Consider the following 19,007-nt stretch of genomic DNA (forward strand, 5'->3'; position numbering starts at 1 on the left):
TCCCGAATGGAATACCCCGTCAGAAGTCTTCCAGCATCAGGTCATCGTCCTCGCCGCTGGTAAAGGGATCCGCCGTGTTCTTGCCGTCATTGATCAGGTATTCCCGTCGTTGCAGGTAGGCATTACGCACAAAGACATAGCTGTCACCGGACACAAAGCCTTCCGCTGACAACAGGTCAGCCCGTGTATCAACAATGTTGAGGGCCAGGGCGTAATACCGGTCCGGGCTCTCGGCGTAGTCCCACAGCGACGGAAACGCCAGGCTGTCGGTAGCGGTACCCGTGAAATCACGGGGCGAGGATGGGCCCAGGAACGGCAACATCAGGTAAGGACCGGACTCAACGCCCCAGTAACCCAGCGTCTGACCGAAGTCTTCCGGGCGCTCAGGCAGATCAAAGGCTGTGGCCACGTCAAACAGTCCACCGAGGCCAAATACGGTGTTGTAGGTAAACCGGCCCGCCGCCACGACGGCATGTTCACCCTTGAGCTGGAGAACACTGTTGATGAAATTGCGGACTTCCGTGAGGTTATTGAAAAAGTTGGTCACGGCCCGATCCGCAGCAGAAGGCATCACAAACTGATACCCCTCAGCTACAGGCCGCAGTACCCAGTCGTCCACCGTCTGATTGAATGCGAAAACCTGGCGATTCCAGGGTTCCCAGGGATCGCGGGTGTCCGCTAGTCCGGCCTCGGTGTAAACCAACTCGTCGGACTGGACGGTTTCATCGGCGGCCTGGTCCGGTGAAGAGGCACAGCCGGCAAGCGCCAGCCCCGCCAGGATCAGCGTTGAAACCGCTTTGGGCATGTCACTAAACATGGTCATTCCTGATAGGCAGTGGTTGTCCAGAAATTCGTCCCTGTCCGGCCATCGGGTCAGCGCTTACGCACCACCACACTGCCAATGGAATAGCCCGCACCAAAGGAACAGATCACACCCAGCTCGCCAGCTTTAAAGTCATCCTTGTTCTGGTGATACGCAATGATGGAACCCGCAGAACTGGTGTTGGCGTACTCGTCAAGGATCACCGGCGCTTCATCGGTGGTCGCGTCGCGCCCCAGAACCCGCTTTGAGATCAGCTGATTCATGTTCAGATTGGCCTGGTGCAGCCACATGCGACGCAGGTCATCGGCTTTCAGGGACAGGCTGTCCAGGTGGCTGACGATAAGTTCCGCCACCATGGGGGAAACCTCCTTGAACACCTTGCGGCCCTGCTGCACAAAAAGCTTGTCCGGCTTGCCGATACCGCTTTCGTCCCCCCGGTTAAGGAATCCGAAGTTGTTGCGGATGTTGTTGGAAAACCGGGTTTTCAGGCGGGTTCCCAGAATCTCGAAGCCCTGGCCCTGTGCCACCTGGTCGTTGCGCTCCACCAGCACTGCCGTGCAGGCGTCACCAAAAATGAAGTGGCTGTCGCGGTCCCGGAAGTTCAGGTGACCAGAGCAGATTTCCGGGCTGATCACCAACACGGCCCGGGCCGTTCCATTTTCCACCGCATTGGCGGCGGCCTGGATGCCAAAGGTCGCCGAGCTGCACGCCACGTTCATGTCGTAGGCGAACCCGTCGATACCCAGGGCCTCCTGAACCTCGATGGCAATGGCGGGATAGGCGCGCTGCAGGTTGGAGCAGGCGACGATCACGGCATCCACATCCTCCGGCGTGCGACCCGCCTGGGCCAGTGCCTCACGGGCAGCTGCAACGGACATGTCACACTGGATGGAGGGTTCATCATTGCTACGCTCCGGCAGGCGCGGGCACATCCGCTCCGGATCCAGGATGCCGTCCTTGTCCATAACATGACGGCTCTTGATGCCAGAGGCCTTTTCAATGAACTCCACGGCGGAAGGCTGCAGCGGTTCGAGCTCACCCCTGGCAATGGCATCGGCATTGCGCTCGTTGTAGAGCTCGACATAACGATTGAAGGAGGCAACCAGCTCTTCGTTGCTGATGGAGGCGGGCGGTGTATACAACCCGGTACCGGTGATAATGGCGGTGATGCTCACGAAGGACCCCGACTGTTCTGGAGATTGTTGTGGACAGCTACCCTGCAGGCTGCGGACGGCGCTTGGAACATCCCTGTCCGATAATTAGCGGGGATGTTATCACAAACTCCGGAGTGCGGTCCCTACCCGGAAGGGTGAAGGACCATCGGCCGCAAAAGCAGGCCACCAGCGGGCTACAGCCTGTCTACTGGCGAACCTCAGCCCATTGTCGCTCCAGCCGCTTGACCGAAACCGGCGTCGCGGTACCCAGTTGCTGGGCAAACCAGGACACACGGAACTCTTCCAGCATCCACCGATAAAGGGTCAGTTCCGGATCGGACACGCCCTGCCGCCGCTGCTGTTCAAGCTTGTTCTGGTAACGACTCCACAAGGGCTCGATGATATGCAGGAATTCCCGCTCTCGCCCCATTTCGCGGGGCATTTTCTCCAGCCGGATGTCCGCCGCCTCGAAATACCGGGGAAAACACGCCAGCCACTGCGGAGGCGTCGCCACCAGAAAGCCGGGGTACACCAGATGCTCCATCTGGAACTTGAGATCTGCCATGCTGTTAGCCAGGGCGAGGTTGATCTTGCCCTTGAGCTGCTTCATCACACGGTGGTAGCCCGCCATCACCTGATAAAGCTGTTCATCCGCCTTTTCCAGGGCGGGCAGAAAATCACCACGGCCCTCGTTGTAAACCCGGTCAAAGTCGGCCCCCGAGCGGGGCAGCGCGCCTGAATCCGATGCCGGGCCACCGAGGAAATGATTGGCTATACTGGCCAGCAGAAAGTCGTCCAGCAGCACCCGTGCCTGTCCCACCGGCGCGAACATCAGGGCCGACTGGCGGAAATGGGCCAGACGGCTGTCGATCCGGTCCAGGGTGTTACCCAGCCGGTTGAGCAGTAGTCGGGCCACCGCCCGGCGATGGTTTTCCGCCGCCGTCAGCGGGTCCAGGAAGCGGGTCTCGTGCACTTCGCTCCCCAGATCTTCGAGGGCTGGATAGACCGTGACCTGCATGCCCCCCCTGTCCGTATGCACCGATTCCTCCAAAGTGCCGAACTGCCAGTCTGAGGCCTGCACCCGGCCTGCCTTGCCCTCCGCCTCATCCACGCGACTGAGAGCTTCTTCGGCCTGCTTCTCCAGTTTCTTCTGAAGCGCCTCCGGATCCCGGCCCCGTGCCAGCACCTTGCCACCCTCACCCAGAACCTTGAGGTTCATTCGCAGATGTCTGGGCAGCTCATCCGTTGGCCAGTCTTCCGGTGCAATACGCACGCCCGTCATACGTCGCAACTGGTCAGCAAGCACCTCGGTAAGCGGCTGGTTCGACGGCGCCATGCTCTGCAATGCCGCATCCACGAAGTCCGGTACCGGCACAAAGTTACGGCGAACCGCCTTCGGCAGCCCCTTGACCAGCGCAATGCACTTTTCCCTGACCAGACCGGGAACCAGCCACTCCAGCCGGTGCTCGGGCAGCTGTTTGAGAGCCATCACCGGCACCTGGATGGTAACCCCGTCATCATCGGCGGTGGGCTCGAACGCGTAGCTCAGGGGGTACTTCGCCCCTTCCCACTCCAGTTCGTCCGGGTATTGCTCCAGTTCACTGTAGTCCAGGTCCCGCTGCAGAATGTCCTTCTCCGTCAGCTCCATGGCCTTCAGGTCTTCGGCAGACAGGGATTTCCACCAGCTTTCGAAATGCCGCCCGCTGACGATCTCAGCCGGAAGCAGCTCGTTATAGAAGGCTACCAACTGCTCATCATCCACCAGCAGGTCACGCCGGCGGGTCTTGTTCTCCAGGTTTTCAACGGTATCCAGCAGCTCGCGGTTACGGGCGATGAAGGGGGCCTTTGTACGATAATCGCCTTCCACCAGGGCACGCCGGATGAACAGTTCCCGGCAGGCAGCCGGGTCGACCTTTGCGTAGGGGACTCGCCGCTGGCTGACCACATCCAGGCCGTACAGGCTGATACGTTCAAACGCCATGACCTGGGCCCGCTTCTGCTCCCAGTGGGGCTCCGAGTAGTGGCGTTTCACCACATGCTCTCCCAGGGGCTCAACCCACTCCGGCTCGATCTTCGCGACCATGCGGGCGAACACCCGGCTGGTTTCCACGATCTCGGCCGCAACTATCCACTTGGGTGCGGACTTCGCCACTTTTGAGCCAGGGAATATAAATACTTTGCGATTACGGGTAGCCAGGTACTCCTTTTTCTCAAGCTTTGTCGCCACTTGCCCCAGCAGGCCGGCCAGTACCGCCTTGTGTATGGCATCGTAGCCCGCGGTGTCGCGATTCATGGTGAACTTCTGCTCCCGGCACAGCAGGGTCAGCTGGCGGTGAATGTCCCGCCACTCGCGCATCCGCATGTAGGACAGGAACTGCCTCTTGCAGTACTTGCTGAGCTGGTTTCCGGACAACTCCTGGCGCTGCTCCTCGAAGTCATTCCAGAGATTGAGCAGGGTAACGAAATCCGACTCCTTGTCGTTCCACTGGCTATGGGCCTGGTCGGCCGCCTGCTGCTTGTCCTGTGGGCGCTCCCTGGGATCCTGAACGCTGAGTCCGGCAATGATCACCAGCAGCTCCGCCAGGCTCCCCAGCTCGCTGGCGGCCACCAGCATCCGGGCCAGTCGCGGATCAAGCGGCAACCGCGCCATGGTACGCCCGAGCCCCGTGATACGGCGATTACCGGAGACGGCACCAAGCTCTTCCAGCAATTTATAACCATCGTTGATCTGGCGATTGTCCGGCGCTTCCAGGAACGGAAAGTGTCGAATATCCCCCAGTCCGAGGGTCACCATCTGCAGGATGACCGATGCCAGGTTGGTACGGAGAATCTCCGGATCGGTAAACTCATCTCGGTTGACGAAATCCTGTTCGTCGTACAGCCGGAAACAGATGCCCGGTGCCACCCGTCCGCAACGCCCTGCCCGCTGGTTGGCACTGGCCTGGGAGATGGCCTCCACCGGCAAACGCTGGATTTTCGATCGCACGGAGTAACGGCTGATCCGTGCCACACCGGTATCGATCACATAGCGGATTCCCGGCACGGTCAGGGAGGTCTCTGCCACGTTGGTGGCCAGCACGATTCGCCGCCCCGGGTGAGACTGGAATACCCGATTCTGTTCCTTTGTGCTCAGCCTTGAGTACAGCGGCAGAACCTCGGTATGACGCAGCTCGGCATGGCGAAGCTGCTTGCTGAGGGCACGAATTTCACCCTCCCCTGGGAGGAATACCAGGATGTCCCCCGGAGGCTTTTTCTCGGCCCGCTCGTGATCTTCAATTTCCTCCAGCGCCGACACCACCGCATCACCCCAGCCCAGGTCCCGCTCGTCAGTATCTCCGGCCAGGGGGCGGTAGCGCACCTCTACCGGGTAGGTGCGACCTGAAACCTCGATCACCGGGGCCTTGTGGAAATAGTCGGAGAATCGCCCGACCTCGATGGTGGCGGAGGTAATGATCACCTTCAGGTCAGGCCGTTTGGGCAGGAGCTCCTTCAGGTAGCCCAGCAGGAAGTCGATGTTGAGGCTGCGTTCGTGGGCCTCGTCAATAATGATGGTGTCGTAGGCATCCAGGAAGCGATCATGCTGGATTTCCGCCAGCAGGATACCGTCGGTCATCACCTTGAGGCGGGTGTCCTCGTTGCTGGTGTCTGTAAAACGGACCTGGTAACCCACCTGCCGGCCCTGCTCCGGCCCCAGCTCTTCGGCAATACGGCCGGCCACGGTGCGGGCAGCGATGCGACGTGGCTGGGTATGCCCCACCAGGCCCCGGGTACCGCGCCCTGCGTTCAGGCAGATCTTGGGTAGCTGGGTCGTCTTGCCCGAACCGGTTTCACCCGCCACGATGATGACCTGGTGTTCCTCCAGCGCCCGGGTGATGTCCTCTACCCGGTCCGACACCGGCAGTCCGGCCGGATAACTGGCGGGCCGGTGGGCACGACGGCGGGCCTCTACCCTGTCCAGCCCATCCTCCAGCCACCGGTTTATCCGGGCCAGCTGGGGCTGGTCGGGCTTGTTCCGGGTTTTGGCCAGCAGCCTCAGAATACGGGCCGTTTCCCGCTGGTTACAGTCACCCAGCCGCTGCCTTACCTTATCAACAGGCAACAGGGAGCGCTCCACTGCAGGCTTTTTATCTGACGTAACTGAAGACATCTTGCCGGAGGGGGTGTTGCTCATGGATAGCCCGGTTGGTAAATGAGGGCGCTATTGTAACGGAACCCTGGCCACAAACGAAAAACCCCGCCGCGGCGGGGTTCTTCATCAGTCAGACCGAAGGTTACGAGTTTTTGGCGACCTCTTCGTCACGCAGTTCACGACGCAGAATCTTGCCAACGTTAGTTTTCGGCAGTTCCTCCCGGAACTCAAATGACTTCGGAACCTTGTAAGCGGTCAGTCGTTCACGACAGAATTCGCGCAGTTCGTCTTCCTTCAGGCTCGGGTCTGACGGCACCAGGAACACCTTGACGGCCTCACCACTCTTCTCGTCAGGAATCCCCACGGCGGCACATTCGAGCACTTTCGGATGGCTGCTGACCACGTCTTCCACTTCGTTGGGATACACGTTGAAGCCGGAGACGATGATCATGTCCTTCTTGCGGTCCACAATGCGGATATAGCCATCTTCCTGGATCACTGCCACATCGCCGGTGCGCAGGAAACCATCCGCAGTGAAAGACTTCTCGGTTTCTTCCGGGCGCTGCCAGTAGCCCCGCATCACCTGCGGGCCCTTGACGCACAGTTCACCCGGCTCACCCAGCGACAGGTCATTACCTTCTTCGTCCACGGTCTTGCACACGGTGTTACAGATGGGCAGGCCAATGGTGCCAAGCTGGATGGCGCTGGGCGGGTTGAAAGTCACTACCGGTGAGGTTTCGGTCATGCCATAACCCTCGGCGATCTCGACACCGGTCACTTCCTGCCAGCGCTTGGCGGTGGCGCTGGTCAGGGCCATGCCGCCGGAAGAGGTCATCTTCATCTGGCTGAAATCCAGGTTCCGGAACTCCTCATTGGCCATAAGACCATTGAAAAGGGTGTTCAGTCCCACGAAGGAGGTGAACTTGTAGTTCTTCATTTCCTTCACAAACGCCGGAATATCACGGGGGTTCGGGATAAGCACGTTATGGGCGCCCGCTTCCAGCATGATGCCGCAGTTCAGGGTGAAGGAATAAATGTGGTACAGGGGCAGAGGTGCAATCATGACCTCCTTGCCTTCTTCAATCTTGTCTTCCAGCAACGGACGGGTCTGAAGCAGGTTGGCCACCAGGTTGCCATGGGTCAGCATGGCGCCCTTGGCGACACCAGTGGTACCGCCGGTGTACTGAAGCACCGCCAGGTCGTCCTGTGTGGGGCTGGCTTCGTCCAGCTTTTCCTTGGCACCGGCAGCCAGTACCGCAGGCAACTTGTGAGCCTGGGGCAGGTTATAGGCAGGCACCATCTTTTTCAGATGCTTGACGGCAGCGTTCATCAGGGTGCGCTTGAGCGGCGAATGCATGTCGGCCAGTTCGGTCACGATCACATGTTCAATGCCGGTGTGAGGCAGCACTTTCTCGGCATTGGATGCCATATTGGCCAGCACCACCAGCGCCTTGGCGCCGGAGTCATTGAACTGGTGTTCCATCTCCCGTGTGGTGTACAGCGGGTTGGTGTTGACCACCACGAGACCGGCGCGCATGGCACCGTAGACAACCACCGGGTACTGGGTGATGTTGGGCATCTGCACGGCAATGCGGTCACCGGGCTTCAGGTTGGTCTTGTTCTGCAGCCAGGCGGCAAAGTTACGGGCCTGGGCGTCCAGCTCGCCATAGCTCATGGTCACGCCCACGGCGCTGAACGCCGGCTTGTCGGCGTACTTCTTTACCGACTGGTTGAAGACATCAACCATGCTCTGGTATTTACCGAGATCAACCTCGCGGGGCACTCCGGGTGGATACTTGTCCTGATAGAACTGTTCAAAGTCCATCGCACCATCTCCTGTAGTTACTTATGATTATAATGTCGCAGCCTTGCCGCCCGGATTCCCTGCCGTGACCAGCCCAGGACTGCTGCAGCATGTCGGGATACCATCCAGCCAGTCCGTTCCTGCGGAACCGGTTCCGCCGAAAAAACAAGCAGACACAAGTATCAGCCTTAAAAGAAAGGCGAGAATACCAGTTTTGTGCTGTTTCAGGTAGATCCTGCCCAGTCCGTGCACGTTTGCTGACAATCTATGTGATGGTTTTCGCGTTAATCCGTCAGCGTTTTTTACAGATCTGGCGAAAGCCTGGTCATTCCCGATGCCAGGATTCCGGTAGTTGACTGATCAGGTGTGATTTATTCAGGAATGGCAGCAATTCTGCTAGGGGAGAGGTGACGCAGGCGCTTACTGGAGGCGCCTGCGTCTAATGCCGAGCTTGGCCGATACACCCTCAACCGTGTATCGGCTTTTTTTCGGCCCCGGCTCATGGAAAGCAACGACGGAAAGGTTGTTCAGGGTGCCGGTACAACGGGACCCGGCACGCTGAAGCCGTATCAGGCGTCCAGCTTCGCTTCGCAGTTATCACCGATCAGCCGGGTGGCAGCATCAACGTCCAGGGACTTGTCGGCGTAGATCTGCGCTACCGAGTCTTTGAGCACATTGGCAGACGCTTCGCTGCTGGCGTTCTCGTCGATGGCGGAATAGACCTCTTCAATGGCGGTGTCGGTGTCACGGGCTTCCACCAGGTCCGGGGCAGCAGCCTTCTGGGCTTCACACACCGGGCCGGCCTGGGCCAGAGCACTCAGACCCATTCCGGCAAACGCGACACTGGCAAGCAACAGTTTCTTGTTCATAAACAGGTTCCTTCCTGACAGATTTGAAGTGGGGCCCCGGAATACCGCGCAAGGTTCCGTCTCGCAAACCGGAGCACAACCATGGAAAAGCCCGGGCAACCCTCAACAGCCAGAAGCCCGGCACTCCGGGAAGGATTCAAGCATAACGAGACATTAACTGAAAATGTCTTATTTTTTACCAGATACAAAACAGCCCGGGAACCGGCCCGGGCTGTATCTGGGGTGACCGGCTCACCGCCGGTCTGCGAGCGGGTTCAAACCGCCTTCACTATTTGCTGAGATGACGCATGGCCGATTCGAGCCCTTCAATAGTCAGCGGATACATGTGATCCCCCACCAGTTGCCGGGTGATGCCCAGTGAGCCCCCCCTGCCCCAGTAGCTTTCCGGCAACGGATTGAGCCAGACCACTTTGCGGAAATGGTCGTTGACCCGCTGAAACCAGGTGGCACCGGCTTCTTCGTTCCAATGCTCGATGGAGCCACCGGGATGGGTGATTTCGTAGGGTGCCATGGTGGCGTCCCCGATAAAGATCACCTTGTAGTCCGGACTGTACTTGTGAAGGATGTCCCAGACCGGTGTGGTCTCGTGCAGGCGACGCACATTCTTTGTCCACACCGCCTCGTAGATGAAGTTATGGAAGTAGAAATACTCCATATGCTTGAACTCCATCCTCGCAGCGGAGAAGAGTTCCTCGCAGACCCGAACATGGGGGTCCATGGAGCCACCCACATCAAAGAACAGCAATACCTTCACCGCGTTGTGGCGTTCCGGCACCATTTTCAGGTCCAGGTAACCCGCGTTACGGGCGGTGGAACGAATGGTGTCATCCAGGTCCAGCTGGTCCGCCGCACCCTGGCGGGCGAACTTGCGCAGCCGGCGCAGAGCCACCTTGATGTTACGTATGCCCAGGGTGATGGAGTCGTCCAGGTCACGGAACTCCCGCTTCTCCCAGACTTTCACGGCACGACCATGGCGACCTTCCTTCTGGCCGATACGGAAGCCTTCAGGGTTATAACCGTTGGCACCAAAGGGTGAGGTACCACCGGTACCGATCCATTTGTTGCCGCCCTGATGCCGCTCCTTCTGCTCTTCCATGCGCTTTTTGAAGGTATCGATCAGCTCTTCCAGGCCGCCGAGGGATTCGATCTTTGCCTTTTCCTCGTCAGACAACTGCTTCTCGAACTCCGCCCGCAGCCAGTCGTCGGGAATCAGCGCCTCCATAAGCTCGTCAAGGTTCTCAATGCCCTTGAAATAGGCCTCGAAGGCCCGGTCGAACTTGTCAAAATGGCGCTCGTCCTTCACCAGACACAACCGTGCCAGGTAATAGAACTCCTCCATATCGCCGAAGGCGAGCCGCTTTTGCATCGCCTCCAGCAGGTCGAGAAATTCACGCAGGCTTGCCGGAACCTTGGCTGCGCGAACTTCCATGAAAAAATCTATCAGCATGGCGTCCTCCCAAAAGAGGCCGTTAGGTCATTTATCCACCGGGCAGCAGGCTGCCGCGGGGAACCTCACTTCTTGCGACGAGCCATGAATGCCAGCTTCTGCAGCAGATGCACGTCCTGTTCGTTCTTGACCAGGGCGCCATAAAGTGGCGGCAGTGCACTGCTGGAGTCGCTTTCCTGAAGCATCTTGCGGGACAGGTCATCCGCCATCAGCAGCTTGAGCCAATCAATCAGTTCAGAGGTGGACGGCTTTTTCTTCAGGCCCGGGACCTTGCGCACATCAAAGAACACTTCCAGCGCATCCCGTACCACTTCCTGCTGGATGCCGGGGAAGTGCACGTCGACGATGGTCTTCATGGTGTCGTGGTCCGGGAAGGCGATGTAATGGAAGAAGCAGCGACGCAGGAAGGCATCGGGCAGCTCTTTCTCGTTGTTGCTGGTGATCACCACGATGGGACGCTTCTTCGCCTTGACGAACTCCTGGGTCTCGTAGACAAAGAACTCCATGCGATCGAGCTCCAGCAGCAGGTCGTTGGGGAACTCGATATCCGCCTTGTCGATCTCGTCAATCAACAGAACGACCTGCTCGTCGGCCTCGAAGGCTTCCCACAGCTTGCCCTTGACGATGTAGTTGCGGATATCCTTGACCTTTTCATCGCCGAGCTGGGAGTCCCGCAGGCGGGACACGGCATCATACTCATACAGGCCCTGCTGGGCCTTGGTGGTGGATTTGATGTGCCAGGGGATCAGTCGCAGCCCGAGGCCTGAAGCCATCTCTTCAGCAAGCAGCGTCTTACCGGTACCTGGCTCGCCCTTGATCAGCAGCGGGCGCTGCAGGGCGACGGCGGCGTTGACCGCCATTTGCAAGTCTTCGGTGGCTACATATTTATCGGTACCGGTAAATTTCATCGTAGTAAATCCTGTCGTTCTCAATTGACCGTTAAAAGTAGAGGCCGGCGATGGTCCGGAGGCCTGCTCCGGAAACACGCATCACCCACCAATGGTAGTGGAGGACGAGTATAGGTTTTTTACCCGTCGCTGATAAGCGAAGCGGGAGACGGTCAGACGTGAAGGAAATCAGCCATCCTTCCTGCCCTCGTCTTCGGAGGGCTTCTGCCGCCTGGTATTTTCATCCTCCTCGGCGTCCAGGTCAGGGAGATCATCGATATCAGAGAGATCGAAATCCTCCAGACCAAATTCGTCGCCGTCTTCTTCCTCGAGCAGTGAGTCATCAAAATCATCCAGCCCCGGGTCGTCCTCCCGGCTGGCCTCCCCGGCAGAATCGGTTTCCGGCTCCGCCGCTGTTTGCGGGGTGTCGGTGATCTCCGGAACTTCGTCGGTGCCGTCTTCCTCAGGGAGTACTGCGTCCTGATCCAGGTCAGACACCTGCAAATCTTCAGCCGGCTCCGGCTCTTCGGCTGCCGGCGGCTCCTCCCCGGAAGCTGCCGGGGCAGCGGGCGTATCGTTCTCATCCGGTTCGGCGAGCGTGTCCGGTTGTGGCTCTTCATCCGGTAGCGCGCCGGCAGACGCTTCCGCGTCCGGTGAAATGCCTGCCTGGCCGGACTCTTCCGGGGCTACCATGGGTTCTACGCCAGCGGCGTTCTCCGGTTCAGTCTTTTCACTTTCTGCTCCGCTTGTCTGGTCACTGTCAACGTCAGCGACCGCTGCCGCAGAGGCATGGCGTTTACGGCGCAGCACCAGCAGGATAATGGCCAGCAGCAATAACAGCAGGCCGGCGCCGGCGGCTATCCAGGGCCAGGAGCTTTTCAGGGAGCGGTCATCATCCGATGATTCCGGCTGCGGCTGAGGCTCAACGGCGTCCTCTTCCGGCTCCGGGGGTGTCACTTCCACCAGGCTCAGATCCACAGGACCGTCTGCGGCAGGCGCCGGTTCCTCAGCGGGTGCCGGTTCCGGCACGGTTTCCACCGGTATATCGAGGGCGGGCCCTTGCCCGTCTTCCTCAGAGGGCACCAGCACCAAAGTCTGGCGAAACTTGCGGGAGAAAGTACCGCCGTCGGCTTCCAGTTCAAGCTGGTACTGGCCGGGCTGCTGCAACCTGGAAATGGTGTCCCGGTAGATACCGTCGGCCGGCGGCTGTTCCTCGCTGAGGGTTCGAGTACCCTGGCGACCATCGCCGGTGGTCATGGTCAGGTGGACGTCAATCACCCGGAGGAAGTCGGCATCGGTGATGCGCTCGCCCTCCTCGCTGAAAAAGGCCTCCAGCTCGACCGTGTCCGTCGCTGAAAACCGGGCAGGGATGGGATTCACCTCCAGACGAAGGTCACTGACAACCGTTACCCGGCTACCCTCGCCCAGCGTGCCTTCCAGCTGCCATTTACCGGCTGCCGGCTGACCCACGGTGATCAGGTCATAGCCGGCCTCACGGGCCCACCGCACACCATCGCCGGTGCTGTCGGGCTCGCTACGGGCGCCGTCCGGGGCCAGCAGGGTCAGCTGGCGGTCGCCGGGGGCTGTGTTGCTGAAAATCAGGGCAGTAAACTCCTCCACCCCCTGATCCACGGTGAAGCGGTTATTGTCCAGGGGAATCTCGTTGGCGGGCGCCGCCTGGCCAAGGGTGTCCGCGAAGATACGGCTGAGCTCATCAGCGGATTCCGCCACGTGGGCCACACCACCGGTAAGATCGGCGATGGCGCCCAGCAGGTCGAGGTCGGCTTCGGCGGACAGGGCTATGGTATGAATTGTCAGGCCCCGGGATGCCAGTTCGGGCACCAGTTCCTGAAGGATTCGTTCACGCTCGCGGTCATTCCGGGCCGCACTCGGGTCAATATCGACCTTGCCGTCACTGAGCAGGATGAGATGGGTGTTCGCCAGTGAACGTCCAGGGGCGTACCACTCATCACCGGCGTTCTCGATGGCGCCACCGATGTTGGTGCGCTGGGCGATGGAATTGATCTGCTCCGAGCCCTCGTTCAGCGCCTGGCGCTGGTCATCATCAAGGGGCCCATGGGATACCAGCATGTTGACCTCGCGTCCGAAGGTCCACAGCCCGACACCGGTATCGTCTGGCAACAGCCCCGCCAGCAGGCGCACGGCTGGGCGACGCAGGTTGTCCGGGTCGTTGAGTTTCATGCTACCGGAGATATCCACCACAACCCGGATATCCCGCGCGGGGTCACCCTGCCCCTGCTGGGCCTGGACGGGAGAAAGCATCAACGTGGCCAACAGGGCCAGCGTGAAAAGCAGCTTTCGCAACAGCATGAACGGGTCCTCTTGTTATCATCCGGGCTTCCCGATGTTATGACGCCGACCAAGGCCTGATATCCGTCGCTTCAGGGCAGCGGACCGTCCGTGCCCGGTCGCGGAAAAATCGCTGATCAACGCGCCATGAAGCGGTATCGCACAAGGTCGAGTATCCAGACCAGCGCCATGATCAGTGCCGCCACACCGATATTGAAAAACGCCCTCGCCGCTTCGGCCGGCTCCCCGAGAAAGGTTTCATAGCCGCCAAACAGCCAGGCCGGCACCCACCAGCCGTCCACAACCGAGGACTGTACCGGTGTGGCGATCAGTACAATCAGCGCTGCCTTGAGCAGCGTGCGCAGACCATAAAGCGGAAGCCAGCGGAAAACCCGCGACATGGCCCAGTAAAACAGAATAAAGCCCACCACATAGATGCCCCAGAACAGGGCATAGGCGGTCTGGGAGTCAGCGTCCACGGTGGCAATGGCCAGTGCATCAGTCATAGGTCTCAAAGGTTCCTTCACAATACCCAGTGAATAATGTGTTCCTGCCAGTTTTCTTCCGGCACCAGGTCCGCCGGTGTTGTGCGTTGGGCCACAGAAACGCCCGCTTCATGAACGGTATCCGGCGATCCGGAACGCAACGGGTGCCAGTCCGCCAATGGCCGCCCCTCAGCCAGGGTGCGGTAGGCACAGGTCATGGGCAGCCAGTGGAATTCCCCGATATTCTCCGGGGTCAGCACCGTGCACTCCGGCACGATCTGCTGGCGATGCTCGTAATCCTTGCAACGGCAGCTGGCCGTGTCCATTTGCCGACAGGCCAGGTCGGTGTAGTACACCTCGCCCGTGTCTGCGTCTTCCAGCTTGGTCAGACAGCACTTACCGCAGCCATCGCAGAGGGATTCCCACTCTGACCTGGACATTTCCCCAAGGCGCTTGCGCTGCCAGAATGGAATATCAGCCATCAGGCACCAAAATCCCTGAGCTTTTCCTTGAACGCCACGATGTAACTGTCGGCTTTTTCAGGAAGCTGGAGATAGTAATCTTTCTCTGCGATGGCCTCCAGCACTTCCTTGCCCGTGGTACGGGCCAGCCGGCGATCAGGTGTCAGCACCAGATCCAGCGCCGGGGCCGGTTTGCCGAAGATCTCCCGCAGTGACTCGGGCAATTCGTTCCAGTCCTTGCCACGGCGTACGTAGAGATAGGTTTCGTCCCGCCTGGTGCTGCGAAATACGGATACAAACATCTTTTCAGTCATGCCTGGTTTCCAGTAGTAACCTGATTTCATCCAGTACCGGCGCCAGAACCTGGTGGCGCCAGCCAGACACAAACAATTCCAGGGCACCGGGTTCGCCCTGCCGCAGCAGGGCTTCCAGCCGTTTCCGGGGTGCCAGCAATTCCACCGGCACGTCCGCCTGCTCAGCGGCGCGGGCCATCAGTTTCTTTACTTTGCGATACTGATCCTGCTGCGGACGGGTCAGGGGCCGGTCAATCAGCGGATCAGGCACCTCGCCCGCGGCCTGTGCCTCGCGAATGATGCCCAGAAGCAGCTCTCCGTAACGGCGAATCACAACCGGGGGAACCTCCTCCACCGCCGACATGGCGCCAGTGCTCTCCGGCAGACGATCCGCCAGGTTGATCAGGGCCGCATCGGACAAGACCCGGTTACGGGGGCGATCCCGGCGCCGGCATTCCTCCTCCCGCCAGGCCACCAGTGCCTTGAGTACGCCCTGCTTTGCCGGCGTCAGATGCCAGCCGCCGCGTAGCTTCAGGTACCAGTTGCCCGGGTCCGAAAGGGCCAGAAGGTCCTCGGCGAACCGGTCGGACTCTTCCGCCATGGCGCCAGGCATCTCCCTGGCTTCAAGCCGGGCCGTTACCCACTGGTGCAGGGGCAGCAGAAAACGGACATCGTCCAGGGCATACCGTAGCTGGGCCTCGCTGAGCGGTCGGGCGATCCAGTCAGAGCGGGTGGCGGACTTGTCGAGGGTTTCGCCGAACAGATTCTCCACCAGCCGTGCGTAGCCTACGGAGAACCCTGCCCCGGCCAGGGCCGCCCCCAACTGCAGATCCAGCAGACCCCGGGGTTCCAGCGACAGCCAGTGCCTGAATAGCTCCAGGTCCTCCCCCATTGCATAGAGCAGCTTGGGCCGCTCCGGGTCAGCCAGTAGCTCCCGGAAGCGGGTGGACTGCTCCACCACCGATGGTTCCGCCAGTCGCAGGGAATCCCCGGCACCGAGCTGGACCAGTCCGGGTATTGGGTAAAAGGTGGAGACTCGCTCGAATTCGGTATCCAGGGCGAGCGGATACCGTTGATGGGCTTCCAGCCAGGCGTCCAGGTCGGCAACCGTCTCCAGCCACTGGGGTGTCTGTACCGGCGGCACCGGGGGTAAAGCCTGGTTCATGAAATCTCCTGGTAAGCGGTTGGATCAGTCGGTCAGGGGCTTGCGGCCCCGGAAGGCGTGGGTCAGGGTAAAGCCATCCACATAGCCCAGTTCGCCACCCACCGGGATGCCATGGGCCAGCCGGGTGGTCAGCACGCCAGTGCCATCAAGGCGATCGGCAATATAGTGGGCTGTAGCCTCTCCTTCCACTGTGGGATTGGTGGCCAGGATCAGCTCGGTAACCGATTCTTCCCGAACACGGCGCAGCAGCAACTCTACGCCAATGTCTTCAGGGCCAACACCGTCGATCGGCGACAGGTGCCCCATCAGTACAAAGTAGCCACCGCGATAATCACCGGCCTGCTCGATGGCCAGCAGGTCCGAGGGGCTTTCCACCACGCAGAGTGTGCCGGTTCGCCGCTCCGGTTTTTCACAGAGCGGGCAGATCGGCGTGTCGGAGAAGTTCTGGCAACTGTCACACCGGCGCACGCCGGCCATGGCAGCGGAGAGCGCCCCTGCCAGCCGCTCACCACCCCCACGCCCCTTTTCGAGCAGGTGGAACGCCATACGCTGGGCTGTCTTCTGACCTACACCAGGCAAGCACCTCAACGACTCAACCAGTTCATCCACCAGCGGACTGAATGCCATCCGTACTCCTGCAACTACGCCTGTATGGGATTATCGCCGACCTGGCCCATGCCCCGGACAAAGCCACTGTCATGGTTAACGGCCGTCAGAAGGGCATCTTGAAGTTGGAGGGCAGTCCCATGCCGGACATCATTCCCGACATGCGCTCCTTCTGTTCTGCCTCGACCCGACGTACCGCGTCGTTGATAGCCGCTGCCAGCAGGTCTTCCAGAACTTCCTTGTCTTCCGACAGCAGGGAGTCATCAATGGAGACCTGGCGTACATCGTGACGCCCGTTCATTACCACCTTGATCAGGCCGGCCCCGGACTCACCGGTCACCTCGGCCTTGGCTGCCTCTTCCTGGGCCTTCTGCATTTCTTCCTGCATCTGCTGGGCCTTTTTCATCAGATCGCCCATGCCATTCATCATCTTGTCTACCTCTCGATTCGGTTGCGCCTTTACCCAGCGACATTATCTGGCAGCCTGTCGGACTCAGGACTGATCAACTGCCAATGGCCGGATACTTTCTTTGACGACCCTGCCCTCAAACCGTTCCACAATGGCCTTCACCAACGGGTCCTGTTCAATGGACTGCTCTGCCTGTTGCTGGCGACGTGCCTTCTGCCGGGCCTCCCAGGCGATGGGGGTCCGGTCACCGGCGTCGCCGGGCCTGACTTCCAGCCTGACGCTGTCACCAAATGCCTGCCGCAGGCCCTCCAGGATCCGCTGCTGGTGGCGGTCCGTCAGCAGGCGGTAGTGCCCCTCATCCAGCGTGAGCAGGAAGTGGTCGCCGTCCCGCTCACAGGATGCCTGGCTGGCCAGGTTGCCGGGCATGCCGACAATGCCCAGCTGCCGGAAATCCCGGGGCCAGACAAAACCTTCTGCATCCAGTAATTCCCGTGGCTCGTCCGGCACTGCCGCTTCCGGTGGCGCCTGGCCCGGGGCCGGAGCCGGGGTCTCTGTCTGCGACTGGCTTGCACTACCACGTGCAGGCTCCGGTGCGCTCGGCTCAGCAACGGCCTGTGCCACCGGCGCCGTGCCGGCATCCGTTCCCGGCATCGACGTCTCGGGCCCGGTGTCCCAGGGCACGTCATCGTCACCGGCGCCCCCTGCCATCTGGTCCGCCATGGCCATCAGACTGTCGTCCTCCGGGCTGGCGACCGCCGTTGGCTCAGGGGATGGCTGCTGAACAGGCTCTGCGGATTGTTCGACGGCTTCCGGGCTGGCTGCCAGCGATTCAGCCTGGCCGGCGTCGGCCGCTTCGTCCCCGGTCACATTTTGCGGTCTGTCTGGTTCCAGGTTGGGTTCGGCCACCGGTGTTTCAAGAGCGGCAGGGGCGGGTTCCTCACCGGATTCCCGGTCACCATCGCTACTGTTGCCACCAGCAGCACCCTCCCGCCGCCCGGCCCGTTCCGGCGTGCCGGTACTTAATGCAGGGGGCTCCCGGCGCCCGGCGCCCGGGCGAAAAGCCAGCATGCGCAGCAGCGTCATTTCAAAGCCCATGCGGGCATCCGGGGTAATCTCCAGGTCCTTGCGGCCCACCAGGGCCGCCTGGTAGAACACCTGGGCATCTTCGGCACTCAGCTGTCGTGCCAGTTCCTGCACGCGGTGGGCATCGCCCATGGCGTTGTCTGCGCTACCGGGCACGACCTGTTCCATGGTGACACGGTGAAACAGCGACAGCAGGTCCGCCAGAATCGCACTGAAATCCGGTGCAAAATCCGAAATCCGGTCAATTTCAGCCAGCAGTTCCGGGCCATTACCCGTGACCAGGGCGTCCACCAGTTTTTCCACATCCCGCTGGTCAATAGTCCCCAGCATGCTGCTGACATCACTGGCGGCAAGCTTCTGGTTACCGAAGGCAATGGCCTGGTCGGTCAGGCTGAGGGCATCGCGCATACTGCCGTCTGCCGCCCGGGCCAACTGCCAGAGAGCCGGTTCCTCGAACGGGATGGACTCTTCACCGAGAATGTAGCGCAAATGACCGACAATATGCTCGGGCGTCATGCGTTTGAGGTTGAACTGCAAACAGCGAGACAGCACCGTAACCGGCAGCTTCTGGGGGTCGGTGGTGGCCAGCAGGAATTTGACGTGTTCCGGCGGCTCCTCCAGCGTCTTCAGAAAGGCATTGAAAGACTGGTTGGTGAGCATGTGCACCTCGTCAATCAGGTACACCTTGAAACGGCCACGGGTCGGCGCGTACTGAACGTTGTCGGTCAGTTCGCGCATATCGTCCACCCCCGTACGGGAGGCAGCGTCGATTTCGATCAGGTCGACAAAGCGGCCCTCGAGAATCTCCTGGCAACTGGAGCATTCTCCGCAGGGGTTGGCGGTCACGCCGGTTTCACAGTTCAGGCAGCGGGCCAGCAGTCGCCCGATGGTGGTCTTGCCCACACCCCGGGTGCCGGTAAACAGGTAGGCGTGGTGGAGGCGGTTATGTTCCAGGGCATGCACCAGTGCCTGCAGCACATGCTCCTGCCCCACCATGTCCTGGAATGTTCTGGGACGCCATTTCCGGGCGAGTACCTGATAACTCATAGGGCCGTCACTGCACAGAGAAAAAAGTAAGGGAA

At 60.4% G+C, this 19,007-nt stretch carries 15 protein-coding genes; all 15 read right to left on the reverse strand.

Annotation, left to right across the window (positions count from 1 at the left end):
* Positions 1-19: 19 nt before the first annotated feature.
* The 15 genes from ACESMZ_RS08405 to dnaX all read right to left on the reverse strand — a co-directional run bounded on the left by ACESMZ_RS08405 (position 20) and on the right by dnaX (position 18,972).
* Complete coding sequence (locus ACESMZ_RS08405) at positions 20-817, reverse strand: VacJ family lipoprotein (protein WP_372956807.1); 798 nt, start codon at positions 815-817, stop codon at positions 20-22.
* A 56-nt stretch (positions 818-873) separates the two neighbouring features.
* Positions 874-1,992: a beta-ketoacyl-ACP synthase III gene (locus ACESMZ_RS08410; protein ID WP_372956875.1), complete on the reverse strand. Its 1,119-nt coding sequence runs from the start codon at positions 1,990-1,992 to the stop codon at positions 874-876.
* A 190-nt stretch (positions 1,993-2,182) separates the two neighbouring features.
* The gene (gene hrpA, locus ACESMZ_RS08415) at positions 2,183-6,148 is read right to left on the reverse strand and encodes an ATP-dependent RNA helicase HrpA (protein WP_372956806.1); all 3,966 of its coding nucleotides are present in this window, start codon (positions 6,146-6,148) and stop codon (positions 2,183-2,185) included.
* A gap of 100 nt (positions 6,149-6,248) precedes the next feature.
* Complete coding sequence (locus ACESMZ_RS08420; RefSeq protein ID WP_372956805.1) at positions 6,249-7,931, reverse strand: AMP-binding protein; 1,683 nt, start codon at positions 7,929-7,931, stop codon at positions 6,249-6,251.
* A gap of 548 nt (positions 7,932-8,479) precedes the next feature.
* Positions 8,480-8,779: a hypothetical protein gene (locus ACESMZ_RS08425; RefSeq protein ID WP_372956804.1), complete on the reverse strand. Its 300-nt coding sequence runs from the start codon at positions 8,777-8,779 to the stop codon at positions 8,480-8,482.
* Positions 8,780-9,047: 268 nt separating this feature from the next.
* A complete protein-coding gene (locus ACESMZ_RS08430) occupies positions 9,048-10,226 on the reverse strand; it encodes a vWA domain-containing protein (protein WP_372956803.1) in 1,179 nt (392 codons plus the stop codon).
* Positions 10,227-10,291: 65 nt separating this feature from the next.
* A complete protein-coding gene (locus tag ACESMZ_RS08435) occupies positions 10,292-11,134 on the reverse strand; it encodes an AAA family ATPase (protein WP_372956802.1) in 843 nt (280 codons plus the stop codon).
* Positions 11,135-11,302: 168 nt separating this feature from the next.
* Positions 11,303-13,444 (reverse strand): VWA domain-containing protein, encoded by a 2,142-nt coding sequence (locus ACESMZ_RS08440; protein ID WP_372956801.1) that lies wholly within the window; start codon positions 13,442-13,444, stop codon positions 11,303-11,305.
* Between the two features lie 116 nt (positions 13,445-13,560).
* Entirely contained in the window at positions 13,561-13,929 is a 369-nt protein-coding gene (locus tag ACESMZ_RS08445; protein ID WP_372956800.1) for a hypothetical protein, read from the reverse strand.
* A gap of 17 nt (positions 13,930-13,946) precedes the next feature.
* The gene (locus tag ACESMZ_RS08450; RefSeq protein ID WP_372956874.1) at positions 13,947-14,393 is read right to left on the reverse strand and encodes a YcgN family cysteine cluster protein; all 447 of its coding nucleotides are present in this window, start codon (positions 14,391-14,393) and stop codon (positions 13,947-13,949) included.
* Entirely contained in the window at positions 14,390-14,683 is a 294-nt protein-coding gene (locus ACESMZ_RS08455) for a YcgL domain-containing protein (RefSeq protein ID WP_372956799.1), read from the reverse strand. Before ACESMZ_RS08455 ends, ACESMZ_RS08450 begins: the two co-directional genes overlap by 4 nt.
* On the reverse strand, positions 14,676-15,827 hold the full coding sequence (locus tag ACESMZ_RS08460) for a ribonuclease D (RefSeq protein WP_372956798.1): 1,152 nt from the start codon (positions 15,825-15,827) through the stop codon (positions 14,676-14,678). Before ACESMZ_RS08460 ends, ACESMZ_RS08455 begins: the two co-directional genes overlap by 8 nt.
* A gap of 24 nt (positions 15,828-15,851) precedes the next feature.
* Positions 15,852-16,454, reverse strand: a complete 603-nt coding sequence (gene recR, locus ACESMZ_RS08465; RefSeq protein WP_372956797.1) for a recombination mediator RecR — start codon at positions 16,452-16,454, stop codon at positions 15,852-15,854.
* An 85-nt stretch (positions 16,455-16,539) separates the two neighbouring features.
* Positions 16,540-16,863: a YbaB/EbfC family nucleoid-associated protein gene (locus tag ACESMZ_RS08470; RefSeq protein WP_372956796.1), complete on the reverse strand. Its 324-nt coding sequence runs from the start codon at positions 16,861-16,863 to the stop codon at positions 16,540-16,542.
* A 63-nt stretch (positions 16,864-16,926) separates the two neighbouring features.
* Entirely contained in the window at positions 16,927-18,972 is a 2,046-nt protein-coding gene (gene dnaX / locus ACESMZ_RS08475; protein WP_372956795.1) for a DNA polymerase III subunit gamma/tau, read from the reverse strand.
* Positions 18,973-19,007: the final 35 nt, after the last annotated feature.

Source organism: Marinobacter sp. (assembly GCF_041690615.1).
Classification (GTDB): domain Bacteria; phylum Pseudomonadota; class Gammaproteobacteria; order Pseudomonadales; family Oleiphilaceae; genus Marinobacter.

What these genes read in the sequence shown, in the direction of transcription:
- ACESMZ_RS08405 (WP_372956807.1), bottom strand. Translation starts at nt 817, where the DNA reads ATGTTTAGTGACATGCCCAAAGCGGTTTCAACGCTGATCCTGGCGGGG.
- hrpA (WP_372956806.1), bottom strand. Translation starts at nt 6,148, where the DNA reads ATGAGCAACACCCCCTCCGGCAAGATGTCTTCAGTTACGTCAGATAAA.
- ACESMZ_RS08420 (WP_372956805.1), bottom strand. Translation starts at nt 7,931, where the DNA reads ATGGACTTTGAACAGTTCTATCAGGACAAGTATCCACCCGGAGTGCCC.
- ACESMZ_RS08425 (WP_372956804.1), bottom strand. Translation starts at nt 8,779, where the DNA reads ATGAACAAGAAACTGTTGCTTGCCAGTGTCGCGTTTGCCGGAATGGGT.
- ACESMZ_RS08430 (WP_372956803.1), bottom strand. Translation starts at nt 10,226, where the DNA reads ATGCTGATAGATTTTTTCATGGAAGTTCGCGCAGCCAAGGTTCCGGCA.
- ACESMZ_RS08435 (WP_372956802.1), bottom strand. Translation starts at nt 11,134, where the DNA reads ATGAAATTTACCGGTACCGATAAATATGTAGCCACCGAAGACTTGCAA.
- ACESMZ_RS08440 (WP_372956801.1), bottom strand. Translation starts at nt 13,444, where the DNA reads ATGCTGTTGCGAAAGCTGCTTTTCACGCTGGCCCTGTTGGCCACGTTG.
- ACESMZ_RS08445 (WP_372956800.1), bottom strand. Translation starts at nt 13,929, where the DNA reads ATGACTGATGCACTGGCCATTGCCACCGTGGACGCTGACTCCCAGACC.
- ACESMZ_RS08455 (WP_372956799.1), bottom strand. Translation starts at nt 14,683, where the DNA reads ATGACTGAAAAGATGTTTGTATCCGTATTTCGCAGCACCAGGCGGGAC.
- ACESMZ_RS08460 (WP_372956798.1), bottom strand. Translation starts at nt 15,827, where the DNA reads ATGAACCAGGCTTTACCCCCGGTGCCGCCGGTACAGACACCCCAGTGG.
- recR (WP_372956797.1), bottom strand. Translation starts at nt 16,454, where the DNA reads ATGGCATTCAGTCCGCTGGTGGATGAACTGGTTGAGTCGTTGAGGTGC.
- ACESMZ_RS08470 (WP_372956796.1), bottom strand. Translation starts at nt 16,863, where the DNA reads ATGATGAATGGCATGGGCGATCTGATGAAAAAGGCCCAGCAGATGCAG.
- dnaX (WP_372956795.1), bottom strand. Translation starts at nt 18,972, where the DNA reads ATGAGTTATCAGGTACTCGCCCGGAAATGGCGTCCCAGAACATTCCAG.